General features: G+C 34.3%; 16 protein-coding genes. 8 read left to right on the forward strand and 8 right to left on the reverse strand.

The window, feature by feature from the left end:
* Positions 1-11: 11 nt before the first annotated feature.
* Positions 12-2,291 carry a helix-turn-helix domain-containing protein gene (locus ACHRV0_RS03115; RefSeq protein ID WP_395439869.1) on the forward strand — a complete coding sequence of 760 codons (2,280 nt, stop codon included), beginning with the start codon at positions 12-14 and terminating at the stop codon, positions 2,289-2,291.
* 130 nt (positions 2,292-2,421) lie between these two features.
* On the opposite strand, the gene ACHRV0_RS03120 is transcribed toward ACHRV0_RS03115, so the two are convergent.
* The gene (locus tag ACHRV0_RS03120) at positions 2,422-2,835 is read right to left on the reverse strand and encodes a hypothetical protein (protein WP_395439870.1); all 414 of its coding nucleotides are present in this window, start codon (positions 2,833-2,835) and stop codon (positions 2,422-2,424) included.
* A 133-nt stretch (positions 2,836-2,968) separates the two neighbouring features.
* A complete protein-coding gene (locus ACHRV0_RS03125; protein WP_395439871.1) occupies positions 2,969-3,931 on the reverse strand; it encodes an SPOR domain-containing protein in 963 nt (320 codons plus the stop codon).
* A gap of 238 nt (positions 3,932-4,169) precedes the next feature.
* Here ACHRV0_RS03125 and dprA point away from each other — a divergent pair, with 238 nt between their 5' ends.
* Positions 4,170-5,270 carry a DNA-processing protein DprA gene (dprA, locus tag ACHRV0_RS03130; RefSeq protein ID WP_395439872.1) on the forward strand — a complete coding sequence of 367 codons (1,101 nt, stop codon included), beginning with the start codon at positions 4,170-4,172 and terminating at the stop codon, positions 5,268-5,270.
* 90 nt (positions 5,271-5,360) lie between these two features.
* Here dprA and ACHRV0_RS03135 read toward each other — a convergent pair whose 3' ends face one another.
* Together ACHRV0_RS03135 and trpS are read right to left on the reverse strand one after the other, a co-directional pair.
* The gene (locus tag ACHRV0_RS03135; protein WP_395439873.1) at positions 5,361-6,011 is read right to left on the reverse strand and encodes a hypothetical protein; all 651 of its coding nucleotides are present in this window, start codon (positions 6,009-6,011) and stop codon (positions 5,361-5,363) included.
* 189 nt (positions 6,012-6,200) lie between these two features.
* Positions 6,201-7,175 (reverse strand): tryptophan--tRNA ligase, encoded by a 975-nt coding sequence (gene trpS, locus ACHRV0_RS03140; RefSeq protein ID WP_395439874.1) that lies wholly within the window; start codon positions 7,173-7,175, stop codon positions 6,201-6,203.
* A 204-nt stretch (positions 7,176-7,379) separates the two neighbouring features.
* On the opposite strand from trpS, the gene ACHRV0_RS03145 reads away from it, so the two are divergent.
* On the forward strand, positions 7,380-8,135 hold the full coding sequence (locus ACHRV0_RS03145) for a lysophospholipid acyltransferase family protein (protein WP_395439875.1): 756 nt from the start codon (positions 7,380-7,382) through the stop codon (positions 8,133-8,135).
* A 545-nt stretch (positions 8,136-8,680) separates the two neighbouring features.
* Here the strand turns inward: ACHRV0_RS03145 and recA are convergent.
* The 4 genes from recA to ACHRV0_RS03165 form a co-directional block, all read right to left on the reverse strand.
* A complete protein-coding gene (gene recA / locus ACHRV0_RS03150) occupies positions 8,681-9,688 on the reverse strand; it encodes a recombinase RecA (protein WP_089053501.1) in 1,008 nt (335 codons plus the stop codon).
* A gap of 163 nt (positions 9,689-9,851) precedes the next feature.
* A complete protein-coding gene (locus tag ACHRV0_RS03155; protein WP_129022717.1) occupies positions 9,852-10,361 on the reverse strand; it encodes an acyl-CoA thioesterase in 510 nt (169 codons plus the stop codon).
* Between the two features lie 88 nt (positions 10,362-10,449).
* The gene (locus ACHRV0_RS03160) at positions 10,450-10,833 is read right to left on the reverse strand and encodes a DoxX family protein (RefSeq protein WP_089053499.1); all 384 of its coding nucleotides are present in this window, start codon (positions 10,831-10,833) and stop codon (positions 10,450-10,452) included.
* A gap of 7 nt (positions 10,834-10,840) precedes the next feature.
* Positions 10,841-11,989: a DNA polymerase III subunit delta' gene (locus ACHRV0_RS03165; protein WP_129022716.1), complete on the reverse strand. Its 1,149-nt coding sequence runs from the start codon at positions 11,987-11,989 to the stop codon at positions 10,841-10,843.
* 436 nt (positions 11,990-12,425) lie between these two features.
* On the opposite strand from ACHRV0_RS03165, the gene ACHRV0_RS03170 reads away from it, so the two are divergent.
* The 5 genes from ACHRV0_RS03170 to ACHRV0_RS03190 all read left to right on the forward strand — a co-directional run bounded on the left by ACHRV0_RS03170 (position 12,426) and on the right by ACHRV0_RS03190 (position 20,097).
* On the forward strand, positions 12,426-12,878 hold the full coding sequence (locus ACHRV0_RS03170; RefSeq protein ID WP_089053497.1) for a hypothetical protein: 453 nt from the start codon (positions 12,426-12,428) through the stop codon (positions 12,876-12,878).
* 188 nt (positions 12,879-13,066) lie between these two features.
* The gene (locus tag ACHRV0_RS03175; RefSeq protein ID WP_089053496.1) at positions 13,067-14,359 is read left to right on the forward strand and encodes a hypothetical protein; all 1,293 of its coding nucleotides are present in this window, start codon (positions 13,067-13,069) and stop codon (positions 14,357-14,359) included.
* 101 nt (positions 14,360-14,460) lie between these two features.
* The gene (locus tag ACHRV0_RS03180; protein ID WP_395439876.1) at positions 14,461-14,874 is read left to right on the forward strand and encodes a hypothetical protein; all 414 of its coding nucleotides are present in this window, start codon (positions 14,461-14,463) and stop codon (positions 14,872-14,874) included.
* The gene (sprC, locus tag ACHRV0_RS03185) at positions 14,871-16,316 is read left to right on the forward strand and encodes a gliding motility protein SprC (protein ID WP_395439877.1); all 1,446 of its coding nucleotides are present in this window, start codon (positions 14,871-14,873) and stop codon (positions 16,314-16,316) included. Before ACHRV0_RS03180 ends, sprC begins: the two co-directional genes overlap by 4 nt.
* A 1-nt stretch (position 16,317) precedes the next feature.
* Positions 16,318-20,097 carry a type IX secretion system membrane protein PorP/SprF gene (locus ACHRV0_RS03190; protein WP_395439878.1) on the forward strand — a complete coding sequence of 1,260 codons (3,780 nt, stop codon included), beginning with the start codon at positions 16,318-16,320 and terminating at the stop codon, positions 20,095-20,097.
* The last annotated feature ends 83 nt before the right edge of the window (positions 20,098-20,180 follow it).

The raw sequence follows: 20,180 nt of genomic DNA on the forward strand, positions 1-20,180 counted from the left end.
ATACCCGCCTAATGCAAAACGTTTCAGAAGCTGCAGCTTACACCTTGCAATTTATAAATCAGACGCAAAAATCGATCTTTTTAACTGGTAAAGCCGGTACAGGAAAAACGACTTTACTGCGTGAAATCATTGCGACTACACATAAAAATACTGTTGTTGTGGCTCCTACGGGAATTGCTGCGCTTAATGCCGGCGGTGTAACAATTCATTCTATGTTTCAGCTGCCGTTTTCGGCTTTTTTGCCCACTTATCAAGAAAGTTCTCAGTTTACAGAAAGCGTAAAGTTTGAAAATAAAGAATCTCTGCGCAGGCATTTTAAGATGAATAACGTTAAGCGAAACGTGATTCGGAATATGGAATTGTTGATTATTGATGAAGTAAGTATGTTACGGGCTGATTTACTGGATGCTATCGATTTTATGATGCAGACAGTTCGTAAAAACACCAAGGCTTTTGGTGGGGTTCAAGTACTTTTTATTGGAGATTTATTGCAATTACCGCCAGTAATTCGGGATGAAGAATGGCGTACACTTCGCAATTATTACAAAGGAAAATTCTTTTTTCATTCACACGTCATCACCCAGAATCCGCCTTTGTACATTGAATTGTCTAAAATTTACCGCCAGAGCGATGATGTTTTTATTTCGGTCTTAAATAATCTGCGTAATAATCAAATCACAAAAGAAGATGTAGAGGTTCTAAATCAATATGTTAAGCCTGATTTTGACTTAAAAAACAATCCTGGTTTTATAACGCTTACAACGCATAATGCAAAGGCAGATACTATTAACGAACAGGCAATCAATGATTTATCTGGTAATGAGTTCACGTATCAGCCTTTTGTAGTTGGAGATTTTCCAGAAAAAATATTTCCTGTCGAAGAAAGCTTAAAACTTAAAGTGGGAGCACAGGTCATGTTTGTTAAAAACGATTTGTCTTTCGAAAAACGTTATTTCAATGGAAAAATGGGCGTTATCAAGTCCCTTTCGCCCGAAGAAATTTTTGTTCATTTTCCAGAGGAAAACAAAACGATAGAAGTTGAAAAGTACGAATGGAAAAATATTCGATACAAAGTAAATGAACTCACAAAAGAAATTGAAGAAGAGGTTTTAGGCACATTTGCACATTATCCTTTAAAATTGGCTTGGGCAATTACCGTACATAAAAGTCAAGGATTAACTTTTGAGAAAGCTGCACTCGATGTATCGCAAGTTTTTCTGCCTGGGCAGGCATATGTAGCATTATCACGTTTAACGTCCTTAAATGGGCTTATTTTGCTTTCTCCGATACAAATGAATGGTCTTTCCAACGATCAGGATGTGATGGATTATTCTTTGAACAAAGCAACAGAAGATGTTTTGAAGAACTCTCTTCATTTTGAAACCAAAAATTTTATTCATAACTATTTGATTAATAGTTTCAATTGGGCAGATTTAGCGCAGGAATGGCGCAATCATCGTTTTAGTTATAATGAAAATGCAGCCAGTTCCGAAAAATCTAAGCATTCTGCTTGGGCACATAAACGTTTAGAAACAATTGATTCTCTTGTAAATCCATCAGAGAAATTTGTGCAGCAGCTAAATAAAATATTCAATAAAGAAACTGTTGATTTATTGTTTGTACAAGAGAGAGTAGTGGCGGCGTATGATTACTTTTTTAAGCCAATGGATAAATTGGTTTCGGATCTTTTGAGTAAAATGGCTGAAATTCAGAAATTTAAAAAGGTAAAAGAATTTTATGAAGAATTAGCCTTGCTGGATGATTTGCAAACAAAAGCGGTGCTGCGTTTGATGAAAGCAAAATTACTTATTGAAGTAGTCGTTTCCCGTGAAACAATTTGTAAAGAGAAATTAACTTCGCCAGCCATAAAAAATTATAAAACAGATAAAGTTTCCAGAATAAAAGAAGAGTTTAAAATGGCGAATACAGACATGTTTCAGGTCGAAGAGCCAGTTACACGTTACATTTCTAAAAAAGTGGATAAAACGGCCGAAAAAAGCCCAAAAAAGACTACTGTGGAAGAAACCCACGAACTCTGGCTGGAAAAAAACTCTATTGAAGATATTGCGAGACTTAGAAAATTAACCGTTCAAACAGTCGAAATGCATTTGGTAAAATTGATACAGGCTAAGAAAGTTGATATTTCTGATATTCTTCCGTATGATAAAATTCTTGCGCTGCGTGAAGCTTTTGAATTTTATCAGGAAGAATCTTTAAATGGATTAAAAGAAAAGCATGGCGATGAGTTTAGCTGGGACGAACTTAAAATGTTTAAAGCCAGCATAAACTAGTTTTATAAAGTTGAATATAAGGTAATTATGAGATTATTTTATAGTTTAGGAAGTACTTTACAAATCACTTTTTATAAGTTCCACGAGAAACAAAAAATCCTATTTAATTTGAAATAGGATTTTTGTGTTTTTAATATTGCGCTTTCAGACCTTCGATTTTGTTTTGCTGTTGTATCTTTTTTAGTTTAAGCTTTTGAATTTCAAGTTCTTCTTCTTTGATCTTTATTTTTTGTTTTTGCAGATCTTCTGGAGAGAATGAAGTTGTATTGATTTTTGATTCTAGTTTGAAATGTTTCGCTTCGAGTTTTTCTATTTTTTTAGAAGTGTTTTCAATATCTTTTTCTGAATTTTTTAGATCTCGTAGATGTTTATCAATTCTTTTTTGCTCTTTTTTTAAGGTTTGCTGCTCGTCGGTCAGTTTTTTGGTATAATCAGATTGTTCTTTCTGAGCTTCTTTTTCTGTTTTTTCTTTTTCTTGTGCAAAAAAGCAATTGGAATTTAGAAGGAATAGTACAGCGAATAAAAATTGTAAAGTTGGTTTCATTGCAGAATGTTCTTTATATTGTTTGAGAACAAAATTATATCTGCGTTACTGGAATACGGAGCTAGGGAGGGTTTTTTAAAGATAGAATAGGGCAAAAAAAAGCCCGTTCATGAGTAGAACAGGCTTTAGTTTTTTATAAATTTTCGACTAGAATCCAGGCATCAGGATTTTCGCCTTTTTGTATTTCTTTTTGAGCTTTTTGAGCTTCATTCATGCTAGCATAACTTCCGTATAAAACCGGAAATAAACCGTGTTTGTTTTCGCCAAGCATTCGAGCTTCATAACCATCTTTAATTAATTGATTGTAAGCTTTTCTTGCGTTTTGTTCACTTCTAAAAGCGCCAGCCATGATATGATATGGCATTACTTTTTTTACAGTCGTTTCTACTTTTGCCGAATCAACTGCAAGGGTTACAGCTGGTAAAGGATTTTCAATAAAAAAGGTTGCTTCTTGTATTTTGCTTTGAACTTTTTTCTGAACAACACCTTCTACAACAAGAGTTTGTGCTGCAATTTGATTTTGGTAAAGAGGATATCCAATACTTCCAGTAATTCCTAAACCAAGTACAAAAATTGCGGCATATCTTAAGAAAGTTCTTGATGATCTTCCTTCTTCATTTTCATACAAAGAAATACTTTCTTTTTCTAGCTGTTCTATATTTTGCTCGAAATTCTCCTTTTTAATCAATGGAGAAACAAACGGACTTAATCCAAACGAAGTTGTCAAAAAGTTAGTCTGGTCGTTTGGTGTGAAAATGATATTATTTTCAGGATTAAGACGGATTTCACCTATGTTTTTTAAACTTATAACTCCGTTTTCTTCCAGTGTTTTTTTCCAACTCTGCACTTCAGCAGCAATCGCATTTACAGCAAAACCATAGGTTGTATTTTCTGCATGCGATATATGATTAGCCAATAATCCATCATTGTTTTTAAGATGGCTGTTGAAAGAGATCATTTTTTTTGGTGGAAAAAATGAATTTGTGCTTTCATTAAGCTGTGCCGATTGAATTTCGGTTAAAAATGCTCCAAACCCTGGAACCGTTACACACTGATAACGATACAATAACTGTGCGATGTAAGTTTCGATTTTCATAGTAACAAAGTTAGATAATGAATATAGTTATCAAAATTTTATTCACAATTTTTATTAACAATTCGGCTTTTTTTATAGACAATTAGTTTTCAATAATTTAAGGATTTTGTCAAAGATTTTAATGAATGGACTGAAAGTTAAATTTTAAAATTTATTAAGAAATTACTTTATTTTATTCATATTTGTACGATTGAATTACTTAAATTTTTAATTCTATTTTACATAATATTTTAAAAGCATGTCAGACCAGGAATTATTTTATGTATTGGCCTTAATGAGGGTAGAAGGCGTTGGAGATATTATGGCTAAAAAGCTGCTGTCGAATTTTGGAAATGCTGAAGCTATTTTTAAAGCAAATTCGAATCAAATTGCTGCTGTAGACGGAGTTGGCAATGTTTTGATGAAAAACTTGAAGGATAAGAAAGTATTTGAAAAAGCTAATGCTGAACTTGAGTTTATAAAGTCAGACGGTTTGAAAGTTTCTTTTTTTCAGGAAAAAGATTATCCTGAAAGACTTAAACATTGTATCGATTCTCCAGTTTTAATTTTTTCTTCAGGAAATATCAATTTAGAAAACAGAAAAATTATCAGCATTGTCGGTACACGTCAGATTACAGCTTATGGAACTGAGTTTTGCAGAAAATTAATCGAAGATCTGACGCCTTTAGATCCAGTAATTGTCAGCGGTTTTGCGTATGGTGTTGATATTGTGGCGCATCAATTGGCTATCGAAAACAATTTGCAGACTATTGGAGTTTTAGCTCATGGTTTAAACCAAGTTTATCCCAAAACGCACAAAAAGTATATGGCAAAAATGGAAGAGAATGGTGGCTTTTTAACAGAATTTTGGAGTTCATCAAATCCTGATAAAGAAAACTTTGTTCGCCGTAATCGAATTGTAGCAGGAATGGCTGAAGCGACTATTGTAATTGAATCTGCAGATAAGGGCGGATCGCTCATTACGGCTAATTTAGCCAATGATTATAACAGGGATGTGTTTGCTGTTCCCGGTCGTGTGACGGATAAATACAGTCAAGGCTGTAATAACCTCATTAAAACGCAAAAAGCAAACGTTTTGACCTCTGCTGCCGATTTGATTTATATTTTAAACTGGAACGTTGAAAACAAGCCCAAATCAGTACAGAAACAATTATTTGTCGAACTAGATGACTGCGAGCAGAAGATTTATGATTTTTTACTTAAAAACGGAAAAGAATTGCTGGATATAATTGCGATAGAATGTGATCTGCCATTATTCAAATTATCCGGAACGCTTTTAAATATGGAACTTAAAGGAGTAGTAAGACCTTTACCAGGTAAATTGTTTGAGGCTGTTTGAAAAATTAAAATTGATGTTTTATAAATTTATATTTTGAGCAGTAAAATATGTATAGTAATTTAGTAGAACTTTAGTTGGTTTAGGTAATTTTTAATTCAAGTTTAATCCAAATGCTAATCCTAACCAAGGTTCGTTTTCGTAGATCCAAATATTTTTGTTGTGATCCATTAAGTTGTCATAACCAATAGAAAGTCCTACAGTAAAACTATTCACACCAAATATAGCAGCTATTCCTTTGCTCCAAATAAAACCGTCATATTCTTGTAGTAACTTATCATTTGTATTGGTAGGAGACATTAAGGTATTGCCAAACCCTGAAAAAATACCAACAGAATATCCAATATGAATAGTTTTTCTCTCGAATTTTTGTAAGGGATTTGATTTATAAGTCATAAAATATCGATCTGTTCTATATCCTAAATACAAAGCTCCATTAAGATTTGTATTTAACTGAGGCTGAACATTTTTTTTAGAAAATCTATATTTTAAAGGAATGGTTAGAAAATCAATGTCTAAACTTGTTTTTGAAAGTGAAAACCCTAAATTGACTTTGTTGGTTTGCAATGGTAAAAACATTTTTGGTGCTTGTGTAGTATCTACTTTTAAAACGTTTTTAATTTGTTTTGTTGCATAAATACGTACGGTATCATCAATGATATCAGCATATACTTGTTGTTTTTCCTTATTTGTTTTCTGAGTATAAAAATCGTCTATCAATTCTTTTTTTGCAGTCTTTTGCATAACACTGCAACTATTTAATAAGAACAAAAAGAGAAGTAATGTTGTAATTTTTTTTATCATGATTGTTTCTTTTTAATTTTTGTCATCATGACTTTTATTTTTTAGCGTTATAATGATTTTGACCAGTTATTTACGAAATTGTTTTTAAAATCAGCCCGACAGGTCTTAAATGCTGTCGGGTTTGATAGATTATTTTTGAAACCCAAGAACATCTCTTACTTTGGCCAAAACACCGTCAGCAACAACAGAAGCTTTTGCAGCACCTTTTTTCAATAAGGTATCAACTTCGTCAAGATTGTTAATGTAGTAATTGTATCTTTCTCTTTCTGTTTTAAATTTTTCTGTAATCAATTCAAATAAAGCTTGTTTGGCATGACCATAACCGTAATTTCCGCCTAAATAGTTGGCTCTCATTTCGGCAATTTGCTCTTCTGTTCCTAATAAAGAATAGATAGCAAAGGCATTACACGTATCTGGATTTTTAGGATCTTCAAGCGGAGTACTATCGGTTTCGATACTCATAACCTGCTTGCGTAAAACTTTATCATCAAGAAAAATATTGATAATATTATTAGCAGATTTACTCATTTTTCCGCCATTTGTTCCAGGAATTAACATACTGTTTTCTTGAATTTTAACTTCAGGAATTACAAATGTTTCACCCATTTGATGATTGAAACGAGAAGCGACGTCACGCGTGATTTCTAAATGCTGCATTTGATCTTTTCCAACTGGAACAAATTCTGCATCATAAAGTAAAATATCAGCCGCCATTAACATCGGATAGGTAAAAAGTCCTGCGTTTACATCATCTAAACGATCTGCTTTGTCTTTAAAAGAATGTGCTAAAGTCAAACGTTGAAAAGGGAAAAAACAGCTTAAATACCAAGTCAATTCAGTTGTTTGAGCCACATCAGATTGTCTGTAAAAGGTAACTTTATCTGGATTTAAACCACAGGCAAGCCAAGCAGCTGCAGTACTATATGTGTTTTCTCTTAAAGTTTTACCATCTTTAATTTGTGTAATTGAATGTAAATCAGCTATAAACAAATAAGATTCGTTTGCTGGATTATTCGATAACTCAACTGCAGGGATAATTGCTCCCAATAAATTTCCTAAGTGTGGCGTTCCAGTACTCTGAACACCAGTAAGTATTTTTGCCATTCTAGTTTTTTCTTATTCTTTCAACCACAAAGATTGCAAGTTTATTTTTTTTAACCGCAAAGTTCGCAAAGTTTTTCGCAATGTCCGCAAAGTTTATTGAACATATGAGTTATTTTAAAGTTTATTTTCTAGAAAGGTCTAATATTCTAAAAATCTAGTGATCTAAAAATCTAATTTCATTTCTGTTTTCTTACATTTGAAACCATGAAAGGAATTAAAATTGTTTTTTGGGTTTTATGGCGCATTTGGTTTTATGTTTTAATGGCTATTCCTATAGTGATTATGCTGCCGTTTTTAGTGATTTCTATTCTATCGGAGAAAGGTTATCCCTATTTCTTTAAAATGGCCCGCATTTGGGCTAAATTTATCCTTTACGGGATGGGTTTTTATTACAAAGTAAAACGCGAACAGAAGCTTATTAAGAACAAAAGCTATATGATTGTCGCTAATCATACTTCGATGACAGACATCATGCTGACGCTTGCCATCATAAAAAATCCTTTTGTTTTTGTGGGAAAAAAAGAGCTTGTAAAAATTCCGCTATTTGGTTTTTTCTATAAAAGAACTTGTATTTTGGTAGATAGAAATTCTTCCAAAAGTAAAAATGAGGTTTTTAAACGTGCTCAGAATCGTTTAAATCAAGGTTTGAGTATTTGTATTTTTCCAGAAGGCGGAGTTCCAGATGATGAAAGTATTTTGCTGGATGAGTTTAAAGACGGTGCTTTTAGATTGGCGATAGATCATCAAATTCCGATTGTTCCAATCGTTTATCCAGACAATAAACAGCGTTTTTCGTATACTTTTTTTAGCGGCAGTCCGGGAAAAATGAGAGTAAAAATTTTGCCTTTTGTTGAAACGAGCGGGCTGACTTCTGAAAACAGAAAAGAACTTAGAGATAAAGTCAGACAATTGATTTACAAGGAACTGTTAGAGTTTGAGAAAAAAGATTCTAAGAAATAAATACATACAAAACCCGATATTCAAGCTTTATGAGTATCGGGTTTTCTTTTTGAATTAAAAACGTCCTTTTGTATTTAAAGAAGTTTATCTATGAATTATTTTTTCTGAGATAAAACGGAGTACTTTTTTAAATTTCAATTTGGTTTTTTTTCGGTTTTTACTGTACAACACTTCTATTTTCTCTTTCATGGTTAAAATATTATAAGGTTGGTAATAAAGAGTTTAATACTCAGTTAACGTCACATAATAGTAGATAGTAAAAAATGAAAAAGGTTGCGTCAAGGAATGAAAAAAATAAAAAGGATAAAATCCGTCAGCCAAAAACTAACGGATTTGTACCTTAACCAACCAAATTTATTCTAAAAACCATTGAATAGGTATTTATGGCAAATACCTGCCCCAATATTAATTTTATTTATTAGATGGGTTAATTTGAAAATGGTTGCGTTGTTTTTTTGCTTTTTTTTGAAAATAAAAAACCCGACAGGTTTTTAAACTTGTCGGGTTATAGAGAATAAATCTATAAATTACAGATTTATAATTATTTAAGCGTTAGCTAATTCTTTGATGTGCGCTTTAATTTTTACTTCTAATTCATCAGCTAATTCTGGATTATCTTTAATTAAGGCTTTTACAGCATCGCGTCCTTGTCCTAATTTTGTGTCTCCGTAACTAAACCAAGATCCTGCTTTTTTAACGATTTCAAATTCAACCGCTAAGTCAAGAATTTCACCAGTTTTAGAAACTCCTTCTCCGTACATAATGTCGAATTCGGCAGTTTTAAAAGGCGGAGCCACTTTGTTTTTAACGATTTTAACTTTGGTTCTGTTTCCAATAACGTTCTCACCGTCTTTAATTTGAGAAGAACGACGAATATCTAAACGAACTGAAGCATAGAATTTTAATGCGTTACCACCAGTTGTAGTTTCAGGATTCCCGAACATTACACCAATTTTTTCACGCAGCTGGTTGATAAAGAAAACAGTACAGTTTGTTTTGCTGATTGTTCCCGTTAATTTTCTTAAAGCCTGTGACATTAAACGTGCGTGAAGTCCCATTTTAGAGTCTCCCATTTCGCCTTCAATTTCACTTTTTGGAGTTAAGGCAGCGACAGAGTCAATAACAACGATGTCTATAGCTCCAGAACGAATCAAGTTTTCGGCAATTTCTAAAGCCTGCTCTCCGTTGTCTGGTTGTGAGATGATTAGGTTTTCGATATCTACACCTAATTTTTCAGCATAATTTCTATCAAAAGCATGCTCTGCATCGATAAATGCTGCAATACCACCGGCTTTTTGAGCTTCGGCAATAGCATGTAAAGTTAATGTGGTCTTACCAGAAGATTCTGGACCGTATATTTCAATAATTCTTCCTTTTGGATAACCATTTACCCCAAGAGCTAAATCAACGCCAAGTGAGCCAGAAGAAATCGTTTCTACCTCCACGATGGCTTTATCGCCCATTTTCATTACGGTTCCTTTTCCGTAGGTTTTGTCAAGTTTATCAAGCGTTAATTGTAACGCTTTTAATTTGGCTTCTTTGTCTGAACTCATCTTTTTATTTTGTCTAAAATTGTTATTTTGTTTCTTTTTAATAAAAATCAAAAAGAGTAAACGGCGTTCTGATTTTTATTTTTTCGGCTTGTAATTTGGTAAAAATACTTCTTTTTTTTGAAGTTTGAGTGACTCAGATTGTCACAAATTGTAACAAATTTTATTATAAAAATAAAGCCTTTAATTCTGTGGCATCAGACGGTTTCATTTTTCCAGCAAGGACCAAACTCAGCTGTTTACGACGCAAAGCGGCATCAAAACGTTGTATTTCAAGTTCAGTTTCTGGCAAGATTGGCGGTACTTCAACAGGTCTTCCAGTATCATCAACAGCAACAAAAGTATAAATAGCTTCATTTGCTTTTGTTCTGCTTCCAGATTCACGATCTTCTACCCAAACATCAATGAAAACTTCCATCGAACTTTTGAAAGATCTTGATACTTTTGCTTCAACAGTTACAACACTTCCTAATGATATAGCTCTATTGAAAGCAACGTGATTTACAGATGCCGTTACTACAATTCGGCGAGAATGTCTGCGTGCTGCAATACTTGCTGCACGATCCATACGGGCAAGTAACTCACCGCCAAATAGATTGTTTAAAGGATTTGTTTCACTTGGTAAAACTAAATCGGTTAAAATAGTTAGGGATTCTGAAGGATGTTTTGCATTCATTTTTTGATAAAATTTTATTTTCTTGCCGCCGTTTCCAGATTTAAAAACCTTTTAAACTGCGGCTTACTTTTTTAAAAATTGCGGTCGATTAATTCAACCAATAAACTGCCATTACAGCAGGAATAAAATAGATTACAATGGTTCTTGCACCATCATAATCTTTTGCTAATCGCTGTCCGAAAAGCATCATTAACAAACAAATACAAGAGAAAATAGCTCCATAAAAACCATATTCTCGGCCGCTGTTTGTTAACAATTGAATTGCTCCAACTACACATAAAACACCAGAAATTAATTCTAAAATTAATAAATGAAATAGGGCAAGAGGAACTTGGTTTTTTAGTGGTGTTTTGGCAAAATGACCTTTAAGCCATTCAACATTATCTTTCCAATAAAAAATTTTTTCATAGCCTGATTGTAAAAAAGTTATGGCTAAAAATGCTAATAATAAAATAGAGGCGGCATTATTCATCTGAAAATTATTTTTTGTGAATTAAACGAGTCAGTTTTATAGATAAATCGGTTAAGATTATTTTTGCATTTCCGTTTCTTTCAATGTGATACATCGCATCTGAAAGCTCTTTGAAAATTTCATGAATATTATTGCCGTTTACAAAAGGCGCAAAATTCTCCAGTTTAAATTTGTCTACTTTCGGTTCAATATAAACCAAAGTTGGTGCTTGATAGTTAAGCAAAAGTGCTTGACGAAACATTTCAATACAAAACTGAATAAATTTCTTTTGGCTTTCGCGTCCAAGTCCTGCAATTTCTTCGCTCCAAGAAATTAAATCCTGAATTGCGGCAGCATTTCCTTTTGCTCTAAAAGCGGCGCGAACCCAATTGACAAACCATTGTTCAAAAGGATATTCAGAATCATCTTCTTTGAGTAAATGAAGTGCTTTATTGAAATTTCCCTGCGCTTGATGCGCAATTTTAAAAGCTGTTTTTTCGTCGAGATTTTCTTTTGAAATTAAAGCTTCGGCAATTACTTTTTCCGGCAGTCCGTTAAAGTGAATTACTTGACAACGAGAACGTATGGTTTGAATAATATCTTCTTCGTTCTCAGAAATTAGGATAAAAATTGTTTTATCTGAGGGTTCTTCTAGAAGTTTTAACAGCTTGTTTGAGGCTGCAATATTCATCTTATCAGCCATCCAGATAATCATAATTTTATAACCGCCTTCGTATGATTTCAGCGAAAGTGATTTTAAAACTTCTTGCGCATCTTCGACTCTTATTTCTCCTTGTTTGTTTTGAACACCAAGAATTTTATACCAGTCAAACAAACCGCCGTATGGCATTTCGTGAATGAAAGTTCGCCAATCTTGAATGAAATCTAAGCTTTTTGGTTTGGTTTTTACATCTTCGGTAGTAACCGTTGGGTAAATAAAATGCAGATCGGGATGCGAGATGTTTTGAAATTTTAGGTTACAGGAATCGTTACCGTTTTCATTTTCGTTCCCGGTGTTATTACACAAAATATACTGCGCATAAGCAATTGCAGTCGATAAAGTACCGCTTCCTTCAGGGCCGATGAATAATTGAGCATGCGGAATTCGTCCAGAAGATGCGCTTTTTATTAAATGGCTTTTGATGTAATCCTGACCTAAAATTTGTGAAAATTGCATGAGGCAAAGATAGAAGAAAATGATGTAGTCAAAAATTTTCCAGATAAAGTTTATACGGCAGCTTTAATTTATGAGATTCTGATGGATTTTTATAAAAATATTTGCGGTTTGCTAACGAACTTTTGTTAATAAAATTGTTCATGTTAGTAAATATAAAGACTTTTTTGTTAATATTTTTTTTGAAAAAACGACAATCGTATGCTTTTTTTGGTTATTTAGAGTAGATTTTACTCTAAATTTTATGGCTTAAATCTTACGGTTTAGATTTTAACAATTTTAACAGAAAGCACGTTAAAACGCACATTTTCTCGACATAACGCTGGTTTTTAAGCTTTTTTTAAGCTTTTTTTTTTAAAAAACAAATCAATAAAGTTGCAATTTAAGTTAATTTCTATATTTTTGTTTTCATCAACAACCAATTATTTAATAAGAATTTATGAAAGGGAAAATTATTTTATTAAGTGCATTTTTTATCTTGACAACTGCTGCTGCTTCAGCTCAGGCAAAGAACGCTCCAAGAAGTATAATTAGTACGACAGCTCTTATTCGTAAATATCACGATCAAAAAGAATTGAGTGGTATGCAAAAAGGGGAATTGTTAGAATTATACATTGAGCGAATTAAAGTATTAGTAAAAACTCTCCCTTACATTGCGTTGGTTACAAAACCGGGTGTTACAATGGCAGACTTAGGTATTCCAGACGATAACGAACACAAAAAAGTTTTAGATGCTCAGGCTGTGGGTACATCAAATTTCTTAGATACTACAGTAGAATTTCAAAGAAAAATGATGCCATATTCTGATAAAGGAAACTTAATCGCAGCTATTTTATTTTACGAAAGTACATTGAAATCTTTACACGAGTTCAACGATTTGAACGAAATGTAATTTTTATAAAAATATTTTAAATCTCTTTTTTGATGCGTGAACAGCTTTAGGCTCTCACAGCATTTTAAAAGAAAAAAGAAAATTAACTCGTTCTCGATATGTTCTGAATACCACCAGAAAATCTCGAGATGAGTTTTTTCATTTACGCATACCCAAATTATTATTAACCCCCAATACCCCCCCTTATCATGAAAAAAATTACTCAATTGATCTGTATCTTTTTGACAGTCACAAGTATGAGTGCTCAACAAGAGAAAGGAATTATGGGCTACACCAATTGGTTAAACAACTGGACCGAATTTAAGCCTAACAAAGTAGATTACGGAGAAGCAAACCAAATTTTAGCAGGAAATATTTCTGTTAACACAAAATTGCTGAAGAGGAATATTTATGTTTTGCAAGGTAACGTCTATGTTACTAATAATGCAGTTTTAACAATTGAACCAGGAACATTAATTATTGGTGATTTTGAAACAAAAGGAACATTGGTAGTTACTAAAGGTGCACAAATTATGGCTGACGGTTTAGAAACTGATCCAATTGTGTTTACTTCTAACAGAAGCCTGAAAAAAGCAGGAGACTGGGGTGGAGTAGTTATTCTTGGTGATGCTCCAATTAACAAATTTGGAAATGTAGGTTCTTATAACCTAGACTTAGACCCAACGCTTACTACTTATGGCGGTGATAATACAGCTTCAAATTCTGGTATTATGCGATTTGTTAGAATCGAATTTGCTGGAAAAAAAGTAAAAGGTGTTGATACTTTCAACGGATTGACTATCGCTGGAGTTGGTAATAAAACAATCTTAGAAAATGTAATGGTAAGTTACTCTGGAGGAGATTCATTTGCTTTCTTTGGAGGTGATGTAAACGCGACAAAATTTGTTTCTTATAAATCAATCAACGACGACTATAAATTTACTCAAGGAGTTCAATGTCGTTTATACAATTCATTAGCAGTTAGATCATCTTACTTGTCTAGTAACAAAGACGGATCTCGTTGTATGGAAGTAAAATCATACGAAAAGAAAAGTGAAACAGATTTTACTAAAAAACAAACATTAGTTGTTGCTACTAATATTACAATGCTTAACGATAGTGAAAACATCAATGCTGATATTCAATCAGGTTTAGTAAAAGAGGCTGTTTATGTAGCCGAAAATGCTTCTCTTGAAATGAAAAGAAGTGTAATCTCTGGATTTAATCCTGCTGTATTGTTAGACAGCAAAACAGAGATCAATGATGCTAACCTTAAAAAAATCAAATTTGAAGAAATGTACTTTAACCTATGTAAAGGAAACATCTTTACAGAGTACAATTCTAACAATGAAGATTTAGAAAGCTGGTACGGAAACAGCGTATTTTTTAACGTTTATTCTCAAAGCAGCAACAAAGAAACATTCATTGACATTTTCAACGCTAAAAAACCAGATTTTAGATTACAACTAGGAAAAATCACAGCTTCAAGCGGCAATAGATAAATAGATTTCGATTTTTATTTCAACGCGTAAATTTTATTAATAAAGTCCCCAGACACAATTTATGTATCGTCTCAACCGGACCAAATAAAGATCAAGACATAATGGCTCAATCTACAAAAAAGTATTTTTTATATACAATATTTTTGTTTTCGCCTATATCGTTAAGTCTATATGCACAAAGTGCTGCAACATCAGAAGCTATAGTTTCTGTTGAAGCACAGTGTAATTTGACTTCGTTTAAAGCGACAAACCAAAAAAATGATCCTGCTACAGGGATCAGTCAATTAGAGAATTCTAATCAGTTTATAGCAGGGCTGTCCACCCCCAAGGACAGCCTTACTATTGCAACTGAAATGAAAGATCTAAGTGCAGACTGTAATGAAAATTCATTAATTAGTGCAACTTCAATTCTTGCAAAAGATATTATTGAAAACTATAAATATGATTTTTCAGAAACATTCATAGACATCTTATTTTTTGAACGTATAGACTTATCTAGAACGCGTACTATATGATTCAAAAAATTACTTTTTCTTTTACCAGATTACTTATTTTATTTAGCATAATTCTATTTACTAAATCAAGTTCTTATGGGCAGACTATTGTTCCAAAGCAACTTGACGGATTAGAAAAGTTATGTGCAGGAAGTTCGTTTAATGAATTTTATGCATCATTTAGTTATGTTAATTTTCCTGCTGGAACCACATTTGTCGTAGAACTTTTAGACAATGCAGATAATCCTATTGCAACAACTTTTTTAGATGCTGTAGATGTTAGTGCTACACAGAAAACGATAAAATTTGCAGTGCCTGTAAATTTGACAGGTTCAGATTTGTACGGATTGAGAGTTAAAAGTTCAGGAGCATCTCCTGTTACAACTGGTCGATTTAAAAATTCTATTGGAGATACTTCTTTTCCTGTTTATTATAAAGATTTTGAATCGAAGTTCTTTATTAATAATCAAAATACTAATGTAACAATCTGTCCAGGCGGAAGTGTAACTCTTTCAATAGATAATAGTACACCTTCTATACCTAATTCATCACCATTAAACTTTCCAAAACTTAAATATACGTGGTATAAAGACGATGTTGCTATTGCTGGTCAAAGCGGTAAAGACCTTGTTGTAAATACAGCAGGGAGTTACTATGCCGTGGTTGATTACGGCAAATGTTCAGATGTTAATATTAGTTCAAACAAAGTGACAGTCGCTACTTCAAGCGGAGGTTCTGGTGTAACAATCGATTCCAATTTAGGAAATCCTTTTTGTTCAAACGGGACAGGTACAATTTTAACAGCAACCGCAGGAAACAAGTATCAATGGAAAAAGAATGGAGTGGCTATTAAAGATGCTGTAGGTCGTTCTTATGCGACAAATGAATCTGGTATTTATTCAGTTGATGTCGATTTTGGAGGCTGCAGCGCTTCAGGATCTATAGATCTTAAAAGTAACGGATTTACAGCAAGTATAGATGTTGCAGATACTACCGCTCTTAATGAAGGCGAAACTGTTAATGTCAGTCTTACAACAGATGCTACGAATCCAGAGTTTGAGTGGTCATTAAATGGAAATGTAATCGCAGGAGCGACATCAAGATCATACTTGGTAGCTGCGCCGGGTAATTATAAAGCAAAAATTTCGCAGACTACAGGATGTATATCTTCTCAGGAATTTAGTTTTAAAGTTACAGGTCCTACAGCACCCTCTACGGTTATTCAAAATATAATTAAGCTCAGCAGTGCAAGTCCGTATTGGAATATTCCAGATGCTTATAAAAATGCTAATACCAAAGTAATTATTCTAAGTTCAAACGGCGAAAAGGTTCTTGATGTTTACAACTATCAAGGCGATTGGCCGCAGACAGCAATAGATTTTAAAAATGTAAATCCAGTATATTACTATGTCATTCAATCAGACACCGGTGAAAAAAAAGGATCAATAACTGTGATTAAATAAGATGAAGAAAATTTTACTATTCATAACTTTATTTTACGGTTTTTCAAATGCACTCTATTCTCAAGAACAAAATGAGAATGGAGTTGTTTCGTTTTCAATGCCTATAAGAAATTCTTTAAAGTTCAACAGATATTTAATTAACCCTGCGTTTAGTTTTGTTCGAGAAACAAATGCTTATGCAAGTTTTTATAATAAAAGACAATGGGTACAATTTGATAATGCGCCGCAAACTTATTTGGCAGGTTATTCAGGTCGTTTTAGAGAAAATGAGGCTTTCGCTTTTGGTTTATTTCAACAAAATTATGGTTTAATGACTGTTTTTGGCGGAGTCGGAAATTTTGCTCATAACATCGTTTTGCAAGAAGACAGCAACTTAACATTTGGTTTGAATGTAGGAGTTTATAAAAGCGGTTTAGACAGAGGTAAAATCATTACTGACGACATTGAAGTTTTAAACGGAGAGTATCCCTCAAATACTTTATTAACCGTTAATCCAGGTATTAATTACGGAACTGCATTTCTAGATTTCGGATTATCGATAAACAACTTAGTGCTTTACAATTTTGGTTCAGGAATGGTAAAGGATGATCCAGAAAGAGCGATACAACTGCACGGAATGTACACGGGTTATTTGGATAGTTTTGGTTTTTTTGACAGAAGTAAATTTTCTGGACTTGTAAAAACAGAGATTAAAAAAGATAAAACAGTTATTTCTGGACTTGCCATGCTTGCTATTCCGCAAGGAGTTTGGGCTCAGGCAGGATATAATACTTTATACGGAATTTCGGCTGGTTTAGGCGTTAATATTTCGCCTAGCATTTCGATCGAATACAATTATGAAAGAGGAATGGGAAATTTCACCAATATGGGAGGTTCTCATGAATTTGCAATTGCATATAAATTTAAAAGTAAAAATTACTATTACGGTGAAGATGAAGAAGGTTCATTAATAGATCCTGCAAAACCAAAACCAGTAATGGCTAAGAAAACGACAAGTGCTCCAGTTACAAGAGTGAGTGGTGCCGAAACAGCTAGATTAGCAGCTGAAGCTAAAGCTATTGCTGATGCAGAAGCAAAACAAGCAAGACTTGCCGCTGCAGAAAAAGTGAAGGCTGATGCCGAAGCCGCAGCGAAAGCAAAATTAGAAGCAGATAATAAAGCGAAAGCAGATGCTGAAGCTATTAAGATAAAATTAGCAGCCGATGCTAAGGCTAAAGCTGATGCCGCGGCCAGTGCGAGAGCACAAACTGCAACAGCAAATAGAGCAGTTGCCACAACACAAAAAACACAAACACAATTGGCCGCTGATAAAGCCAGAGCCGATGCTGAAGCACGCAGAATTAAACTTGCCGCAGATAATAAAGCAAGAGTTGATGCAGCTGCAGCAGCGAGAGCTCAAGCAATTGCAAATAAACCTGCAGCAGCGAGTACAGCTCCACAAAAAACACAAGCACAGTTAGCAGCTGATAAAGCAAAAGCAGATGCAGAGGCTCTTAAAATTAAACTTGCGGCAGATGCCAAGACCAAAGCAGATGCGGAAGCTTTAAGAGTAAAACTAGCAGCAGATGATAAAGCTAAGGCTGATGCAGCTGAAGCAAAACGAAAAGCGGAAGCTAAAGCAAAAGCGGAAGAAGCAGATTTACAATCGATACTAGCAGCTGATGCAAAAGCAAAAGCAGATTCTGATGCATTGCAAGCTAAGTTAGCTGCCGAAGCAAAAGCAAAAGCTGCTGCCGAAGCAAAAACTAAAGCTTCAATTGATGCCGCAAATAAGGCGAAACTAGCGTCAGATGCAAAAGCGAAAGCAGCAGCAGATGCGGCCTTGAAAGAAAAATTAGCAGCCGAAGCAAAAGCAAAAGCAGATGCTGAAGCAAGACAAGCATTAATAGCAGCAGAAGCAAAAGCGAAAGCAGATGCAGAAGCTTTAAAAATTAAATTGGCGGCAGATGCTAAGGCTAAAGCCGATGCCGAAGCACAAGCAAAATTAGCAGCAGAAGCAAAAGCTAAAGCCGATGCTGAAGCACTTCAAGCAAAATTAGTAGCCGATGCCAAAGCAAAAGCAGACGCTCAAGCGAAGCTTGCCGCTGAGGCTAAAGCAAAAGCCGATGCAGAAGCATTACAAGCGAAATTGGCAGCTGAAGCTAAAGTGAAGGCTGATGCAGAAGCGGAACAAGCGAGATTGGCAGCAGAAGCAAAAGCAAAAGCCGATATGGCGGCATTACAAGCGAAATTAATTGCAGATGCAAGAGTTAAAGCTGATGCAGAAGCAACTGCGAAAGCAAAGGCAGACGCTGAAGCTAAACAACTACAACAAGCTGAAGAAGCTCGCTTGGCTAAATTAGCTGCAGATGCAAAAGCGAAAGCTGATGCTGAAGCGCTGAAAGCAAAACAAGCGGCTGAAGAAAAAGCAAAAGCAGATGCTGAGGCAAAAGCCAAAGCTGATGCACTTCAAGCGAAACTTGCAGCCGATGCGAAAGCTAAAGCAGACGCAGAAGCATTACAGGCGAAACTTGCTGCCGACGCAAAAGCTAAGGCTGATGCAGAAGCACTTCAAGCAAAATTAGCCGCAGACGCTAAAGCGAAAGCAGATGCTGAAGCTCTTAGAGTAAAACAAGCAGCGGAAGAAAAAGCAAAAGCTGATGCAGAAGCCCGCCAAGCAAAACTTGCTGCGGACGCAAAAGCAAAAGCAGACATGGAGGCAGCTCAGGCTAAATTATTAGCAGATGCCAAAGCAAAAGCAGATGCGGAAGCGACTGAAAAAATGAAAGCGGAAGAAGAAACGAGACAGTTAAGATTAGCAGAAGAAGCACGTGAGGCAAAATTATTGGCAGATGCGAAAGCGAAAGCTGATGCAGAAGCGCTTCAGGCAAGATTAGCTGCCGAAGCTGCGGCAAAAGCAGCGGCAACTCCAAAAGATGATTCAGCTAAAGCTATTGAAAACTTAACACAGTCATTAGAAAACTCAAGTAAAGTACAGAAAGATTTATTATCTCAGTTTAATACAACAGTAGCTAATAAACAAAGAGATTTGAATGATTTAAGAGAAGAGAACGATTTAAGTGAAAAAGGTATTTATAAAGAGCCAAAACCATTTAAAAGTGTTGCTGCAGAAAATAGCCAGTTAGAGGCCTTAAAAGGACAACTTGCAGATGCGAGCAGAATGCAAAAAGAAGAAATTGCCAAGCTGACTAATTTGTATAACGAAAGACTTAAAAAAGTTCCAAATAAAAATGATGCTTTGAATAAAGCTTATTTGGATAAAATAAATGAGTTAAAAGCGGCTCAGTTAAAAATGGAACAAGACAGTGCAGTTCTGCTTTCGAACTTAGAGCGTATTAAGACTGAAACGGAGATTGAGAAAAAACGTAGAATTAAACGTGCAGCATATGAAAACGATCAAGGAAGATATGCACAGGACGTTGCCGCTCTTAAACGTATAAAAGAGACCACAAAATTAAGCAGCACACCATTGAAGGCAAGTGATTTTGATTTTGGAGAAGATCAGTCGAATATGCAGATTATTAAGAATATTAAAAATTCTGATAATGGTTATTATTTAATTATTGCAGTTCACAACAGCGTTGAAAAAAGAGATGAATTCTTAAGAAAAGCCGTAGCGGCTGGACGTACAGATGTTAATTTCTTCTACAACGTTACAACAAGTAAATATTACATCTATTACGATAAGTTCGATGGATTACCAGAAGCAACTAAGGCATTAGAAGCTAAAGGATCTAAGCCATACAACGGGAAAATGGCTATCGTAAAAGTGGAGAATTAAAAAGATATATACAGCTCTTAGATAATATCTAAGAGCTTATAAAATAAAATGTTTTAAATACTAATTATTTTGCTTTATGACGC

This window comes from Flavobacterium sp. FlaQc-30 (genome assembly GCF_044005885.1).
Taxonomy (GTDB): domain Bacteria; phylum Bacteroidota; class Bacteroidia; order Flavobacteriales; family Flavobacteriaceae; genus Flavobacterium.